The 14,421-nt window shown below is 69.0% G+C and carries 15 protein-coding genes; 10 read left to right on the plus strand and 5 right to left on the minus strand.

Features of this window, described 5'->3' with window-relative positions:
• Positions 1-2: 2 nt before the first annotated feature.
• Positions 3-1,139 (minus strand): PilT/PilU family type 4a pilus ATPase, encoded by a 1,137-nt coding sequence (locus ACXRVZ_RS02670; RefSeq protein WP_457421302.1) that lies wholly within the window; start codon positions 1,137-1,139, stop codon positions 3-5.
• 21 nt (positions 1,140-1,160) lie between these two features.
• Complete coding sequence (locus ACXRVZ_RS02675; protein ID WP_457421300.1) at positions 1,161-2,204, minus strand: type IV pilus twitching motility protein PilT; 1,044 nt, start codon at positions 2,202-2,204, stop codon at positions 1,161-1,163.
• A gap of 24 nt (positions 2,205-2,228) precedes the next feature.
• Between ACXRVZ_RS02675 and ACXRVZ_RS02680 the strand changes: the two genes are divergently transcribed.
• The 6 genes from ACXRVZ_RS02680 to ACXRVZ_RS02705 all read left to right on the plus strand — a co-directional run bounded on the left by ACXRVZ_RS02680 (position 2,229) and on the right by ACXRVZ_RS02705 (position 8,423).
• Positions 2,229-2,900 carry a YggS family pyridoxal phosphate-dependent enzyme gene (locus ACXRVZ_RS02680; RefSeq protein ID WP_457421460.1) on the plus strand — a complete coding sequence of 224 codons (672 nt, stop codon included), beginning with the start codon at positions 2,229-2,231 and terminating at the stop codon, positions 2,898-2,900.
• Positions 2,897-4,306, plus strand: a complete 1,410-nt coding sequence (locus ACXRVZ_RS02685; protein WP_457421298.1) for an aminotransferase-like domain-containing protein — start codon at positions 2,897-2,899, stop codon at positions 4,304-4,306. The genes ACXRVZ_RS02680 and ACXRVZ_RS02685 overlap by 4 nt, the downstream gene beginning before the upstream one ends.
• 45 nt (positions 4,307-4,351) lie before the next feature.
• Positions 4,352-5,047, plus strand: coding sequence for a c-type cytochrome (locus ACXRVZ_RS02690; protein ID WP_457421296.1), 696 nt, complete (start codon positions 4,352-4,354; stop codon positions 5,045-5,047).
• Positions 5,044-6,315 carry a c-type cytochrome gene (locus tag ACXRVZ_RS02695; RefSeq protein WP_457421294.1) on the plus strand — a complete coding sequence of 424 codons (1,272 nt, stop codon included), beginning with the start codon at positions 5,044-5,046 and terminating at the stop codon, positions 6,313-6,315. The genes ACXRVZ_RS02690 and ACXRVZ_RS02695 overlap by 4 nt, the downstream gene beginning before the upstream one ends.
• Positions 6,316-6,523: 208 nt before the next feature.
• On the plus strand, positions 6,524-8,077 hold the full coding sequence (locus ACXRVZ_RS02700; RefSeq protein ID WP_458232173.1) for a methyl-accepting chemotaxis protein: 1,554 nt from the start codon (positions 6,524-6,526) through the stop codon (positions 8,075-8,077).
• A gap of 28 nt (positions 8,078-8,105) precedes the next feature.
• A complete protein-coding gene (locus tag ACXRVZ_RS02705; protein WP_457421290.1) occupies positions 8,106-8,423 on the plus strand; it encodes an energy transducer TonB in 318 nt (105 codons plus the stop codon).
• Positions 8,424-8,459: 36 nt separating this feature from the next.
• Here ACXRVZ_RS02705 and ACXRVZ_RS02710 read toward each other — a convergent pair whose 3' ends face one another.
• Positions 8,460-8,855: a cold-shock protein gene (locus ACXRVZ_RS02710; protein WP_457421288.1), complete on the minus strand. Its 396-nt coding sequence runs from the start codon at positions 8,853-8,855 to the stop codon at positions 8,460-8,462.
• A gap of 107 nt (positions 8,856-8,962) precedes the next feature.
• Between ACXRVZ_RS02710 and ylqF the strand changes: the two genes are divergently transcribed.
• Genes ylqF through ACXRVZ_RS02725 form a run of 3 tightly spaced genes read left to right on the plus strand, consistent with a single transcriptional unit; the run spans position 8,963 to position 12,554 of the window.
• On the plus strand, positions 8,963-9,916 hold the full coding sequence (gene ylqF / locus ACXRVZ_RS02715) for a ribosome biogenesis GTPase YlqF (protein WP_457421286.1): 954 nt from the start codon (positions 8,963-8,965) through the stop codon (positions 9,914-9,916).
• Positions 9,917-9,960: 44 nt separating this feature from the next.
• On the plus strand, positions 9,961-11,352 hold the full coding sequence (locus ACXRVZ_RS02720) for a wax ester/triacylglycerol synthase domain-containing protein (protein WP_457421284.1): 1,392 nt from the start codon (positions 9,961-9,963) through the stop codon (positions 11,350-11,352).
• Positions 11,349-12,554, plus strand: a complete 1,206-nt coding sequence (locus ACXRVZ_RS02725; protein WP_457421282.1) for an acetyl-CoA C-acetyltransferase — start codon at positions 11,349-11,351, stop codon at positions 12,552-12,554. The genes ACXRVZ_RS02720 and ACXRVZ_RS02725 overlap by 4 nt, the downstream gene beginning before the upstream one ends.
• Here ACXRVZ_RS02725 and ACXRVZ_RS02730 read toward each other — a convergent pair whose 3' ends face one another.
• Positions 12,555-12,722, minus strand: a complete 168-nt coding sequence (locus ACXRVZ_RS02730; RefSeq protein ID WP_457421280.1) for a hypothetical protein — start codon at positions 12,720-12,722, stop codon at positions 12,555-12,557. It lies immediately after the preceding gene.
• Between the two features lie 135 nt (positions 12,723-12,857).
• Here ACXRVZ_RS02730 and ACXRVZ_RS02735 point away from each other — a divergent pair, with 135 nt between their 5' ends.
• The gene (locus tag ACXRVZ_RS02735; RefSeq protein ID WP_457421278.1) at positions 12,858-13,106 is read left to right on the plus strand and encodes a hypothetical protein; all 249 of its coding nucleotides are present in this window, start codon (positions 12,858-12,860) and stop codon (positions 13,104-13,106) included.
• Positions 13,107-13,228: 122 nt separating this feature from the next.
• Here the strand turns inward: ACXRVZ_RS02735 and ACXRVZ_RS02740 are convergent, their stop codons facing one another.
• Positions 13,229-14,410: a YbfB/YjiJ family MFS transporter gene (locus ACXRVZ_RS02740; protein ID WP_457421276.1), complete on the minus strand. Its 1,182-nt coding sequence runs from the start codon at positions 14,408-14,410 to the stop codon at positions 13,229-13,231.
• Positions 14,411-14,421 lie beyond the last annotated feature (11 nt).

Consider the following 14,421-nt stretch of genomic DNA (forward strand, 5'->3'; position numbering starts at 1 on the left):
GTTCAAAGAATCGTCAGGTGTTCGGTGCCGGAGGACAGGTCGCCGCTGCGCGCGCGCTCGCTGTTCAGCTTGATCTGCAGGCGCAGGTCATTCACGGAATCGGCATTGCGCAGCGCGTCTTCGTAGGTCACCTTGCCGGCCTCGTAGAGATCGAACAGCGCCTGGTCGAAGGTCTGCATGCCGAGCTCGCGCGAGCGCTTCATCAGCTCCTTGATCTCGGTGATCTCACCCTTGAAGATGAGGTCCGAGATCAGCGGCGAATTCAGCAGGATCTCGACCGCCGCGACTCGGCCCTTGCCCTCGCGGCGCGGCAGCAGGCGCTGACTGACCAGGGCGCGCAGGTTCAGCGAGATGTCCATCAGCAGTTGCTGGCGACGCTCTTCGGGGAAGAAATTGATGATGCGGTCCAGCGCCTGGTTGGCGCTGTTGGCGTGCAGCGTGGCCATGCACAGGTGGCCGGTCTCGGCGAAGGCGACGGCGTGCTCCATGGTCTCGCGGTCGCGCAGCTCGCCCATCAGGATGACGTCGGGCGCCTGGCGCAGCGAGTTCTTCAGCGCGGCCTCCCAGCTGTCGGTGTCCAGGCCCAGCTCGCGCTGCGTGACGATGCAGTTCTTGTGCGGGTGCACGAACTCGATCGGGTCCTCGATGGTGACGATGTGGCCATAGGTCGTCTCGTTGCGCTCGTCGATCATGGCGGCCAGCGACGTGCTCTTGCCCGAACCCGTGGCGCCCACGACGATGACCAGGCCGCGCTTGTGCTGCACCACCTCACGCAGCACCACGGGCAGGTCCAGCGACTCGATGGTGGGCAGCACGGACGGGATGGTCCGCAACACCAGGCCTACCTGGCCTTGCTGGATGAAGGCGTTGACGCGGAAGCGACCGATGCCGTGCGGCGAGATCGCGAAGTTGCACTCCTTGGTGCGCTCGAACTCGGCCGCCTGCTTGTCGTTCATGATGGCCCGCGCCAGCTGCAGCGTGTGCTGGCCGGTCAGGGGCTGGGGCGAGACCTTGGTCAGCTTGCCGTCCACCTTGATGGCCGGCGGGAACTCGGCGGTCAGGAAGAGGTCGGAGCCCTTGCGCGACAGCATCAGCCGCAGCAGGTCGTTGATGAACTTGGAGGCCTGGTCGCGTTCCATGATGGTGGGGTTCCTTGGCGATCAGCCGGGGAAGTTCTCTGGGAACTTGGCCTTCGACCGAGCTTCGGCCGGAGAAATGATGTTGCGGCGAACCAGATCCGTCAGATTCTGGTCCAGCGTCTGCATGCCCTGCGAATTGCCCGTCTGGATGGACGAGTACATCTGCGCCACCTTGTTCTCGCGGATGAGATTTCGGATGGCCGAGGTGCCCAGCATGATCTCGTGGGCGGCGACGCGGCCGGTGCCGTCCTTCAACTTGCACAAGCTCTGCGAGATGACGGCGACGAGGGACTCCGACACCATCGCCCGCACCATTTCCTTTTCGGCCGCGGGGAAGACGTCGACGATGCGGTCCACCGTCTTGGCGGCCGACGAGGTGTGCAGCGTGCCGAACACCAGGTGACCCGTCTCGGCCGCGGTCAGCGCCAGGCGGATGGTTTCCAGGTCGCGCATTTCGCCGACCAGCACGCAGTCCGGGTCTTCGCGCAGCGCCGAGCGCAGCGCGTTCGCGAAGGAGTGCGTGTGCGGGCCGACCTCGCGCTGGTTGATCAGGCTCTTCTTGCTCTCGTGCACGAACTCGATCGGGTCCTCGATGGTGAGGATGTGGCCGTACTCGTTCTCGTTGAGGTGGTTGACCATGCCGGCCAGCGTCGTGCTCTTGCCCGAGCCGGTCGGGCCGGTCACCAGCACCATGCCGCGGGGCTTCAGCGCCAGGTCGGCAAAGATCTTGGGCGCGTTGAGTTGCTCCAGCGACAGGATCTTGCTCGGAATCGTCCGGAACACGGCGCCCGCGCCGCGGTTCTGGTTGAAGGCGTTGACGCGGAAACGCGCCAGACCCTGGATCTCGAAGGAGAAGTCAACTTCCAGCGCCTCCTCGTACATCTTGCGCTGGGTGTCGTTCATGATGTCGTACACCATGTCGTGGACCGCGCGGTGGTCCAGCGCCTCGACATTGATGCGGCGCACATCGCCATGCACCCGGATCATGGGTGGCAACCCAGCCGAGAGGTGCAAGTCCGACGCCTTGTTCTTGACCGAAAATGCCAGCAGCTGAGTGATGTCCATGATGATCTGTGGAGTGCTCGGACCATTATGGCGATCTCCGACTCTCTCCAATCCACCAAAAGCCGCATCGTTGCGGCATGCGTCGCAGCCGGCAGAGCACCTGAGGCGGTTCGGCTGCTCGTCGTCAGCAAGACCTTCCCTGCCACCGCGGTGCGTGAAGCCTTTGCGGCCGGCGCTCGCGCCTTCGGTGAAAACTACGTGCAGGAAGGCCTGGCCAAGTCGCAAGAGCTGGCTGACCTCCCCATCGAGTGGCACCTGATCGGCCCGCTGCAGTCCAACAAGACGCGGCCGGTGGCTGAAGCCTTCGCCTGGGTGCATTCGGTGGACCGGCTCAAGACCGCCGAGCGCCTGTCCGAGCAGCGCCCCGCCGGGATGCCACCGCTGAACATCTGCCTGCAGGTCAACATCAGCGCCGAGGCCAGCAAGAGCGGGCTGTTGCCGGCCGATGTGGCCGCGCTGGCCCGCCAGGTTGCCGCCCTGCCCCGGCTGACGCTGCGCGGCCTGATGGCCGTGCCCGAGCCCGGCCCGGGCGCGCTGGCCCAGCACAAGGCGATGGCGGCGTTGTTCGAGGCACTGAAGGCCGAGGGCCTGGCGCTGGATACGCTGTCGCTGGGCATGAGTGCCGACCTCGAAGACGCCATCCGGGCCGGCTCGACGATGGTGCGCGTCGGCTCGGCGATCTTCGGCGCGCGGTGAGCGGCGACACGCCACGCTACCGCAGGCTGGCCGACGAGCTGGCGCAACTGATCCACAGCGGCGCGCTGCGCCCGGGCGACCGCCTGCCCTCGGTGCGCCAGACCCAGGCCAGCCGCAGCTGCAGCGCGGCGACAGTGTTCCAGGCCTACCACCTGCTCGAAGCGCGTGGGCTCATCCGCGCGGCCGAGCGCTCGGGCTATTTCGTGGCGCCCGCCGCTGCGCTGCCGGCGGCTCCCGCGCGGGAGCCACAGCCCGTTGCGGTCAGCGAGCTCGTCTTCCAGCTGCTCGGCACGGGCGGGCACGACATTCATGCGCCGCTCGGCTCGGCCTTCCCCAGCGCCACGCTGTTCCCCTTCGACAAGCTGCGCAGCGCCATGGCCGCCGGCAGCCGGCGCCTGGACCCGGCCGAGCTGACCCAGCAGCTGCCCGGTGGCCACGAGGGCCTGCGCCGCCAGATCGCGCTGCGCTACCTGCGGCTGGGCATGAGCATCACGCCCGACGAGATCGTGCTGACCGACGGCGCGCTGGAAGGCCTGAACCTGTCGCTGCAGCTGCTGACGCGGCCGGGCGACGCGGTGCTGGTGGAGTCACCCTGCTTCTACGCCGCGCTGCAGGCGCTGGAGCGGCTGGGGCTGCGCGCCGTCGAGGTGCCGACCGACCCGACCGAAGGCGCCGACCTGGACGCCATGACCGCGCTGATAGCCCGCCACGCACCCACGGCCTGCTGGCTGATGACGAGCTTCCAGAACCCGCTCGGCAGCCTGATGCCGCCGGACAGGAAGCGCGCCCTCGTCGCGCTGCTGGAAGGCCACGGCATCCCGCTGATCGAGGACGACGTCTACGCCGAACTGCAGCACGCCGGGGCGCCGCCGCTGCCCGCCAAGGCGTTTTCAACGCAGGGCGGCGTGCTGCACGCCGGCTCGTTCGCCAAGACGCTGGCGCCGGGCTACCGCGTCGGCTGGGTCGCCGCCGGCCGCTTTGCACCGGCGCTGCGGCGCGCCAAGTTGAGCCAGAGCCTGTCGGGCTCCTGGCCCGCGCAGGCCGCCGTCGCCCAGTATCTGGAAGGCGGCGACTACGAGCGCCACCTGCGTGCGCTGCGCCGCGCGCTGGCGTCTCAGCAGCGGGCGCTGCGGGCGGCGGTGCTGCTGCACTTTCCGGCCGGCACCCAGGTCACGCAGCCCCAAGGCGGCTACTTTCTTTGGGTGACGCTGCCGCCCGGGTACGACAGCCTGGCCCTGCACCGCGCCGCGCTGCTGGAGGGCATCAGCCTGGCACCGGGCCCGCTGTTCTCGGCCAGCGGCGGCTTCGCCCACTGCCTGCGCCTGAACAGCGGCCAGCCCTGGACGCCCGCGCTCGCCGCCGCCGTGGCACGGCTGGGCGAACTGATCCGGTCGCAGACGGCCTGATCTGCGCCTTACGCCGGCCGGCCGGCCCAGGCAAGATGACGAGCCATGTCCGCCACGATCCGCTCCCTTGCCGCCGCGCTGTGCCTCGTCGCGGCTGCCGCACAGGCTCAGACCCAAGCCGTGCCCAACACGCTCGCGCAGCGCGCCCTGGCGTGCACCGGCTGCCACGGCAAGGAAGGCCGCGCTGCGCCGGACGGCTACTACCCGCGTCTGGCGGGCAAGCCGGCCGGCTATCTGCACAACCAGCTGCTGAACTTCCGCGACGGCCGGCGCGACTACGGGCTGATGAGCGAGCTGATCGCGCCGCTGTCCGACGCCTATCTGAAGGAGCTGGCCGGCCACTTCGCATCGCTGGACCTGCCCTACCCGCCACCGCAGAAGCCCACGCTGCCCGCGCCCGTACTGGCCCGCGCTGAAAAACTCATCCGCAGCGGCGACGCCACGCGCCGCCTGCCCGCCTGCACCGCCTGCCACGGCGAGCGCCTGACCGGCACCCAGCCCGCCGTGCCCGGGCTGCTGGGCCTGTCGCGTGACTACCTGAACGGCCAGCTCGGCGCCTGGCGCAGCGGCCAGCGCCGCGCTCAATCGCCCGACTGCATGGCCGACATCGCCAAGGCGCTGACCACCGCCGAGATCAACGCGGTGACCCAGTTCCTGGCCGGCCAGGCCATGCCCGCCGCCCCTCACCCCGCCGCCACGCTGGCCGCGCCGGCCCCGGTGCGCTGCGGAGGTCTGCAATGAAGCGGCTGTTCATCGTCATCGTCGTGCTGGTCCTCGGCACGCCGTGGGCGCTGTTGGCCTGGCAGCGCAGCTTGAGCGACGCCACACCGCCGTCCACTGCCCCCGTCAGCTTAGAGCGCGGCGCCTACCTGGCGGCCGTTGGCAACTGCGCCGGCTGCCACACGGCGCGCGGCGGTGAGCGCCTTGCCGGCGGCCGGGCCATCCCGACGCCCTTCGGCACTGTCTTTTCGACCAACCTGACGCCCGACGCCACCGGCCTGGCCGGCTGGGGTGCCGACGACTTCTGGCGTGCCCTGCACCTGGGCATCGGTCGCGACGGCCGGCTGCTTGTGCCGGCCCACCCGATCACCAACACCACGCTCGTCACCCGCGAGGACGCCGACGCGCTGCACGCCTGGCTGCAGGCCCAGCCCGCCGTGGTCGCCACGCGTCGCGAGCACGAGCTGCGCGGCCTCTACGGCAGCCAGTTGGCCATCGCCGCCTGGCGGGCGCTGTACTTCAACCCCGGCGTCTACCAGAGCAACCCGGCGCACGACGCCGCCTGGAATCGCGGCGCCTACCTCAGCCAGGGCCTGGCCCACTGCAGCGCCTGCCATGCCGGGCGCGATGCGCTGGGCGGCGACCGCGGCGCGGCGGACTTCCGCGGCGGGCTGCTGGCCGGCATCGGCTGGGTGGCGCCCTCGCTGCTGGACCCGGCCGAGGCTGGCGTTCAGCGCTGGCCGGCCGCGACCGTGCAGCGCCTGCTGAGCGACGGCCATGCCGAGGGCCATTCAGCGCAAGGCCCAATGGCCGAGGTCGTGCTGGGCAGCACGGCGGCGCTGAACGACGACGACCTGGCCGCCATGACGGCCTATCTGCGCGCCCTCCCCGAGCAGGTCGTTGCGCGGCCTGACGGTGCCGAGCCCGACCCGCGCCGCCGCGAGCTGGGTGCCGGCCTCTACCGCGAGCATTGCGCCGCCTGCCATGGCGCCAACGGCGAGGGCCGGCGCGACGAGGCCGGCGCTCTGGCCTACCCGGCGCTGGCCGGCAGCCGCCTCGTCACCCAGGCCAGCGCGGCCAACCTGATCCGCCTCATCGAGCGCGGCGGCTTCGCACCGGCCACGCCCGGCCACCCGCAGCCCTACGGCATGCCGCCCTTTGCCGGCGTGCTCGGTGCCGACGATCTGGCCGCGCTGGCCAGCCATCTGCGCCAGGCTTTCGGTCACCAGTCGGGCGAAATCGACGCCGTCGAGGTGCTGCGTTTGCGATCGGCAGCCACTTCACACTGATTTACCAAGCCCCAGGGCGAGGGGCCGTCGTGAACGACTTCACGGCGGGGGTGAAGACACGGGAAGCAAATGGTCACAGGTCGCGACACACTGCGCGGCGGCCCGTCGCTGGGGCAGCCAAATATTGGCATGCGGGCCTACAGTCCAGTTCGGACATGGCGGCACGCGCCGCTGGATACCCGAAGAACACGACAAGGAATAGAACCGAATGAACTTCCTGACTCAACTGCGCATCGGCCAGCGCCTGGCCGTGAGCTTCGGCCTGCTGATCCTGCTGTTGATCGCCATCGGCGTCTATGGCGCGACCAACGCCAACCGCCTGGCCAAGGATCTGGACCGCACGGCCAACACCAGCCTGGTGAAGATCGCCGCGGCCAACGGGCTGGAAAGCCAGGTCAACATCATTTCCCGCGCCGTGCGCGACCTGCTGCTGCTGGACACGGCAGGCGCCATCAAGAAGCAGAAGGCGGCCATCGCCGGCGCACTGGCCGAGGGCGAGCGGCAGTTGAAGAGCCTGGAAGACGCCGCCTCTGCCAACGACACCGGCGAGAAGGCGGTCGTCGATGAAGTGCGCGGCCACAAGGCCAAATTCCTGGCGGCGCTGGAGAAGTTCCAGAAGATCCAGGCCGACGGCAGCCCCGATGAGGCCCGCGAAAGCCTGATCACCGACCTGCGCCCCGCCCAGGCCGCGCTGCAGGACGGACTGAAGAAGCTGGTCGACATGCAGTTCGACAGCGCCAAGGCCCTGGCCGTCTCCGGCGGCGAACTGGCCCGCTCCTCCGTCATGCTGACCGCGATCCTCGTCGTCGTGGCGGCCGCCCTCGGCATCGGTGGCGGCATCGTCATCTCCCGCTCCATCGTCGGCCCGGCCCGTAAGGCGCAAGCCGCCGCCGAAGCCATCCGCGACGGTGACCTCATGCAGGACATCCAGGTCGAAGGCCGCGACGAGCTGAGCCAGATGCTGCAGGCCATGAAGGACATGCAGGCTGCCCTTTCGGGCGTCGTGCGCGACGTGTCCACCGCCGCCAGCGAGGTGGCCCTGAACTCCGGCACCATCGCCGACAGCAACGCCAACCTGGCCGACCGCACCAACCGCTCCGCCGCCAGCCTGCAGAACACGGCAGCCTCGGTGGAAGAGATCGCCTCCACGCTCAAGGGCGCCAGCGACCTGACCCGCCGCGCCGCCGGCATCGCCATCACGGCCCGCCAGGCCGCCAGCAACGGTGGCGCCGTCGTCTCCAAGGTCGTCGAGACCATGGAAGAGATCAGCGCCAGCTCCAAGAAGATCGGCGACATCATCGGCGTGATCGACGGCATCGCCTTCCAGACCAATATCCTGGCCCTGAACGCTGCGGTGGAAGCCGCCCGTGCCGGCGAACATGGCCGCGGCTTCGCGGTGGTGGCCTCCGAAGTGCGCGCGCTGGCTCAGCGCTCGGCCGGCGCCGCCAAGGAAATCAAGGTGCTGATCCAGGAATCGACGGTCAAGGTCGAGAACGGCACCACGCTGGTCAACAACGCCGGCGTGACCATCCGCAGCGTCGTCGACGAAGTGAACAACATGGGCCAGCTGATCGAGGAGATCTCGCACTCGGCCCAGGAGCAGGCCACGGGCGTGGGCGTCGTCAACGGCGCGATGAACGAGCTGGACAAGGCCACGCAGCAGAACACCACCCTGGTCGGCGACCTGAGCCGCTCGGCCGATGCGCTGCGCGACAGCTCCACCCGCCTGATCGAAGCCGTCGGCTTCTTCCGCGCGGCCTGAACCTCACTCTCAACTGCAAAGGTTCGCCATGTCCTTTCTGCGTTCCGCCACCGTCCTCGTCGCCACCCTGATGCTGGCCATGGCCGCCCACGCCGTGCCCAAGGTCGTCAAGAAAGTGCCGCCCGAATTCCCCAACGAGGCTGCCAAGAAGGGCATCTCGACCGGCTCGGTCAAGGCCAAGCTCAACATCGAAGCCGACGGCAAGGTCAGCAGCGTCGAAATCATCGAAGCCGAACCCAAGCGCGTCTTCGACCGCGCGGTGATCGCGGCGCTGATGGAGTGGAAGTTCGAGCCGGGCGAAAAAGCCAGCCACGAAGTGAAGCTGGTCTTCAAGAACGAAGACTGAAGATTGAGAGCCCCTCGCCCGAGGGGGCGGTGATGCTCAGCGCCTCATCACGACGGGAACGTCGTCCGCCTTAGCCGCGGGCCACCACTTCACCCCGCCCAGCACCAGCATCACCGCGATCACGGCGCCGACCGCCAGGCCCAGGCGCCGTTTTCTTTGGGCTCGCTGCACGCGCGCCTGGCCCACGCCGACCGCCTCGCGCATGACCGAGCCGCGCGCGACCGGTTGCAGGCGCTTCAGGCTCACAGCCTGCTTGCGGCCGTCACGGCCGGTCACAATTTCAAAGCTGAGACGCTCGTCCAGCCTTGGCCCCGCACCATCGGTCGGGAAAGCGCCCAAACCCACAAACACCTCGTCGCCGCCGCCCACAGGGCGGATGCTGCCGTAGCCGGCATCCGGGTTCCACGCACTCAATACACCTTCGAATCGCATACAACCCTCTATCGCGCAAGACTTAAATCTTGGGGGTTGCAGCCTCAGGTCGGGCAACCGGATGTAAGCCCACGACAATCCCGCCCTTCGCCCAAATCCGTCAGCGCATGCCCATCAATTGGTTTCCCGGCCACATGAACTCCACCCGCCAGGCGATCAAGGATCGCGTGAAGGCGGGGCTGGATGTGGTCATCGAGCTGCTCGACGCGCGCCTGCCCGGCTCCAGCAGCAATCCGCTGCTGGCCGCGCTCACCACCGGCCGCCCGTCGCTGAAGGTGCTGAACAAGCAGGACCTGGCCGATGCCGCCCAGACCGAGGCCTGGCTGGCCTTCTACAACGCCCAGCCGCACACCCGCGCCATCCCGCTGGATGCGGGCGACAAGGCGCCGGCCCGCGCTCTCATCAAGGCCTGCCGCGAGCTGGCGCCATTGCGCGGCGACATCCACAAGCCGCTGCGCGTGCTGATCTGCGGCATTCCTAACGTGGGCAAGAGCACGCTGATCAACACGCTGGTCGGCAAGAAGGCCGCGAAGACCGGCGACGAGCCCGGCATCACCAAGCTGGAACAGAAGTTCGTGCTGGAGAACGGTTTTTACCTTTTCGACACACCCGGCATGCTGTGGCCGCGCATCGCCATCGAGCAGAGCGGCTACAACCTCGCCGCCAGCGGCGCCATCGGCCGCAATGCCTTCGACGAGGAAGAGGTGGCGCTGGAGCTGATCGCCACGCTCAAGCGCCGCTACCCCGAGCGGCTGCAGGAACGCTACGGCCTGACCGAGCTGGGCGCGGACGACGCGGTGCTGGAGGCCATCGGCCTGAAGCGCGGCGCCAAGGTGCGCGGCGGCGGCGTGCAGATGCACAAGGCCGCCGAAGCGGTGCTGATCGACTACCGGCAAGGCCTGCTGGGCCGCATCACGCTGGAGACGCCCGACGAAATGGCCGCCTGGCGCCGCGAGGCCGCCGAGGACGAAGCCCGCAAGGCCGACGAGCGCGACGCCGCCCAGGCGGCCGAGAAGATCAAGCGCAGCGGGCGGCGCAAGGCGTCCAGCGGCGAGGCGTGATTTCCCGGGTTTGACCGCCCACGGCGCCGGCCTATGCTGGCCCCATGACGCGCCTCTCCCTGCTGGACCTCGCCTTCTTCATCGCCGAGAGCGAGGCCAGCCCCAAGCATGTAGCGGGGCTGCACATCCACCGCATTCCCAAGGGTGGCACGGCCGGCTTCGCCAAGCAGCTGTACGAGGACTTCCTCGAAAAGACCGATGTCCAACCGCCCTTCGACCAGGTCATCCATTTCCTGTCCGCCGGGCTGATGCCGAGCTGGTCTGCGGCCGAGTCGGTGGACCTCACACAGCATGTCTTCTTCCACAAGCTCAAAGCCGGCGCCAACGACCGCGAGGCCCTGTATGCGCTGACTTCCCAACTGCACGAACCCCTGCTGGACCGCAGCCGGCCGCTGTGGGAGGTGCACGTCATCGCCGGGCTGTGGGACAAGCAGTTCGCCGTCTACTACAAGATGCATCACGCGGTCGCCGACGGCATCACGATGATGCGCTGGGGCATCAACTCGCTGCGCACGACGCCCGATGACCTGACCGTCACGCCGGTCTGGACCTTCGACCACACGCGCCGCGGCGGCCACGGCCGCAAGAAGCGGCTGGACCAGGCCGTCGCCGGCACCGTGTGGAAGCAGCTCACCGCCAACAGCAAGCGCGCCGTCGGCATCGGCCGGCTCACGGCCATGCTGGCACTGGAAGCCATCAAGCTGACCAAGAACGCCATCGCCCTGCCCTTCATGGCCAGCGGCGGCACGCCCTTCACCGGCAACGCCACGCCGGGCCGCCAGTTCGCCACCGCCTCCGTGCCCATGGCCCGCATCGACGCCATCCGCAAGGTCGCCCGCGCCACGCTCAACCACGTCGCGCTGACCTGCCTGGACGGCGCCATGCACCGCTACCTGGCCGACGAAGGGATAGAACTCGACCGGCCCATCACCATCCAGATGCCGGTCAACCTGCGCCGCGAGGGCGAGAAGGACGGCGGCAACAAGATCGGCATCATCCTCGTCGACCTGTCGCCGCCCACCGACGACGCCTATGTGCGCCTGCGCAATGTCGGCTACTCGCTGCGCAATGTGCGCGCCATGATCGACTCGGTCGCGCCCGAGGCGGTCGAGACCTACACCATCCTCACCGGCCTGCTCGGCCAGATCGCCGGCATGCTCAAGCTGGCTGACGTCGTCACGCCGCTGGGCAACACGTTGGTGTCCAACGTGCCCGGGCCGGCCGCCAAGCTCTACCTGAAGGGCGCGGAGCTGACCGAGATGCATCCGGTGTCGACGCTGCCGGCCACGCACCTGCTCAACATCACGCTGTTCAGCTACGCCGGCACGCTTTCCTTCGGCTTCATCGCGACGGACGCGCTGCCCAATCTGGGCCGGCTCGCCAGCTATGTCGACGAAGAAATCGCGGCGCTGGAAGCGGCCGTCGGCATCGCGTGACATTCGACGCCTACCTCTTCGACCACTGCCGCACGCCGCGTGGCCGGGGCAAGCCCGAGGGCAGCCTGCACGCGGCCACGCCGATCTGGCTGGTGCGCACGCTGTTGCAAGCGCTGCGCGAACGCACGGGGCTGGACACGGCGCTGGTCGACGACGTGGTGCTCGGCTGCGTGACGCCCATCGGCGAGCAGGGCGGCGACATCGCGCGCATCGCCGTGCTGGATGCGGGCTGGGCGGAGTCGGTGGCCGGCGTCACGCAGTCGCGCTTCTGCGCGTCGGGGCTGGAGAGCGTCAACCTCGCCGCAGCCAAGGTGGCCAGCGGCTTCGAGCGCCTGGTGGTGGCCGGTGGCGTGGAGAGCATGAGCCGTGTGTCCATGGGCAGCGACGGCGGCGCCTGGCTGCTGGACGAGCGCGTCGTGCAGGCGATAGGCCTGGTGCCGCAAGGCATAGGCGCCGACCTCATCGCGACGCTGGAAGGTTTCTCGCGCGGTGACCTGGACGCCTATGCCGCCCGCTCGCATCAACGTGCGGCGACGGCCCGCGCCGAGGGCCGCTTTGCGCGTGCTTTGGTGGCCGTGCATGACGAGTCTGGCGCGCTGCTGCTGGCCGAGGACGAGACCGTCCGCCCGCAGACGACCACCGACACGTTGGCCGCGCTGAACCCGGCCTTCATCAAGCTGGGTGCGAAATTCGACGCGCTGGCGCTGCGCAAGTACCCGCAGACAACGGCCATCGAGCACCGCCATCACGCCGGCAATTCATCGGGCATCGTCGACGGCGCGGCACTGGTGCTGGTCGGATCAAAGGCGGGCGGGGAGGCGGCGGGCTTGAAACCCCGCGCCCGCATCCGCGCCGCCGCCGTGACTGGCAGCGAGCCGACCATCATGCTGACCGGCACGACGCTGGCCTGCCGCAAGGCCTTGAAGCAGGCGGGCATGCAGGCGTCGGACGTGGACCTGTGGGAGATCAACGAGGCCTTTGCCGCCGTACCGATGAAGACGGCGCGCGATCTCGGGCTGGACATGGATCGCGTCAACGTCAACGGCGGCGCCATTGCGCTGGGCCATCCGCTGGGTGCCACCGGCGCGATGCTGCTGGGCACGCTGCTGGACGAACTGGAGCGCCGCGACCTTCAGACCGGCGTCGTGACGTTATGCGTGGGCGGTGGCATGGGCATCGCCACCGTCATCGAGCGGGTCTGATCAGTAGCGCCGGCCGGGCTGGCCGTAGCCAGGGCTGCGGTCATAGGAGTCGCTGTAGTGATGGCGGTCACCGCCGCGATAGCCACCATGGCGGGGCGGCACGATGATGCAGCCCGACAAAAGGGCGGCGGAAGTGATGAGGGCAATGGCCAGGGCCAGTCGTTTCATGAGGGAACTCCAGGCTGCAAGGATGCAGCCGCCCGTCCTTAACCGTCTGGCGCGTCACCCGGATGACGGGGTCACAGAGAGTTACTCGGTGCTCAGAGCCCGATATCCTGCAAGTCTCGAATTCCTGAGGGCACCATGAAGCACCTTTTCCTCATCCTCCTGCCGGCAGCGCTGCTCGGCTGCGCCGGCCCGCCGCCCGTCGAAGAAAAGACGGCCGCCGCAGCGGGCGACACCGTCTGCGAACGCTCCGAGGTCACCGGCACCCGCTTCACCGGCATGCGCTGCCGCACCGCTGCCCAGCGGGAGCAGGACAAGCGCAATGTCAGCGACCTGGAAGACGTGGCGCGGCGCGGCGCGGCGGTCACCAAGCCGGGAGGCAGCTGATCAGGAAGTGGCTCCTGGTACCCCTGCTCGCCATCGAGCCTGGCGGGACCGGCGTGCCGCCGAGGCCATCGGAGAAAACATCAAACCAGGCGCGGCGACAACGCCCGGGCGTCGGGTCCTGATCAGCGCGTCTCTCGCGATTCACGCAGCACGGCCACCAGCAGCAGCATGCCGACGACCATGACACCCGCAGTCAACCAGAGTGCTGCGTTGAAACTGCCGCTGGCCTCCACCATGCGGCCCGTCAGGGCCGGCGCGCTGATCTGCGCAACACCGTAGCTCAGCGTCAGCCGCGCCATCGCCTTGCCGGGGTTGGCGGGCGAGCGCCGGCCGACGAGGGCCAGCGTCAGGCTGACGATGCCGATGAAGGTCGCGCCATAGAGCAGCGCGCCCAGCAGCGCCGCCGCCAACCCGCCGAAGAGCGCCGGTAGCAGCACGCCGACGATCTGCACGCCGAAGGCGATCAGCAGCGCACCGACATCACCCGTGCGCCGTGCGATGCGGTCCCAGACGAACACGGCCGGCGTGGCCGCCAGGCCGACGAGCAGCCAGGCCCACGGCCCCTGGCCGGCCAGCAGCGGCTGCTTCTCGACGATGGCGACTGTGAACGTCGCATTGATGACGAAGCCCCAGCCGGCGCAGAAATAGGCGGCTACCATCAGCGCCATCCAGCGCCGGCTGGGCGCCGCACCGGCTTGCGACTTGGGCGGCGGCGGGGGAACCGGCGGGCGCCACAGCCAGGCCGGGATCAGGAAGGCCAGGCCGAGCAGCGCAAAGCCTTGCCACTGCCCAGCCCAGCCCAGGTTCAGTCCGGTCATGCCCATGGCGCCAACGGCCGACACGACGATGCCCAGACCCAGGCCGATGAAGTACAGCCCCAGCTCCGGCCGCCGCCCCGAGCGCATCAGCCAACCTTGAATCAGCCCCGAGCCGAGCAGCATGCCGGCCGCGCCGCACAGGCCGCCGATGTAGCGCGACAACGCCCAGGTTCCGAACGACGTGCTCAGGCCCATCAACGCCGTGATGACGAGGGCCAGCGGCAAGGCCCAGACGTAGAGGCGCCGACGCCAGGTCGGGTTCTCTATCCAGGCCGCCAACAGCGCACCGCTCATGTAGCCGGCGTAGTTGATGGCCGCGAGCAGCCCGCCGTCGGCCACGCCCAGGCCGGCCTGGGCGTGCATCTGCGGCAGCAGCGGCGTGTAGGCGAAGCGCGCCAGGCCGATGGTGAGCACCAGCGCGCAGACGCCGCCGCAAAGCACCTGCCAAGCCTGCAAATGGGGTGGATCGGCGCTGTCGTGGGGCATGGCCGCAGATT

This window comes from Roseateles sp. P5_E8 (assembly GCF_054177665.1).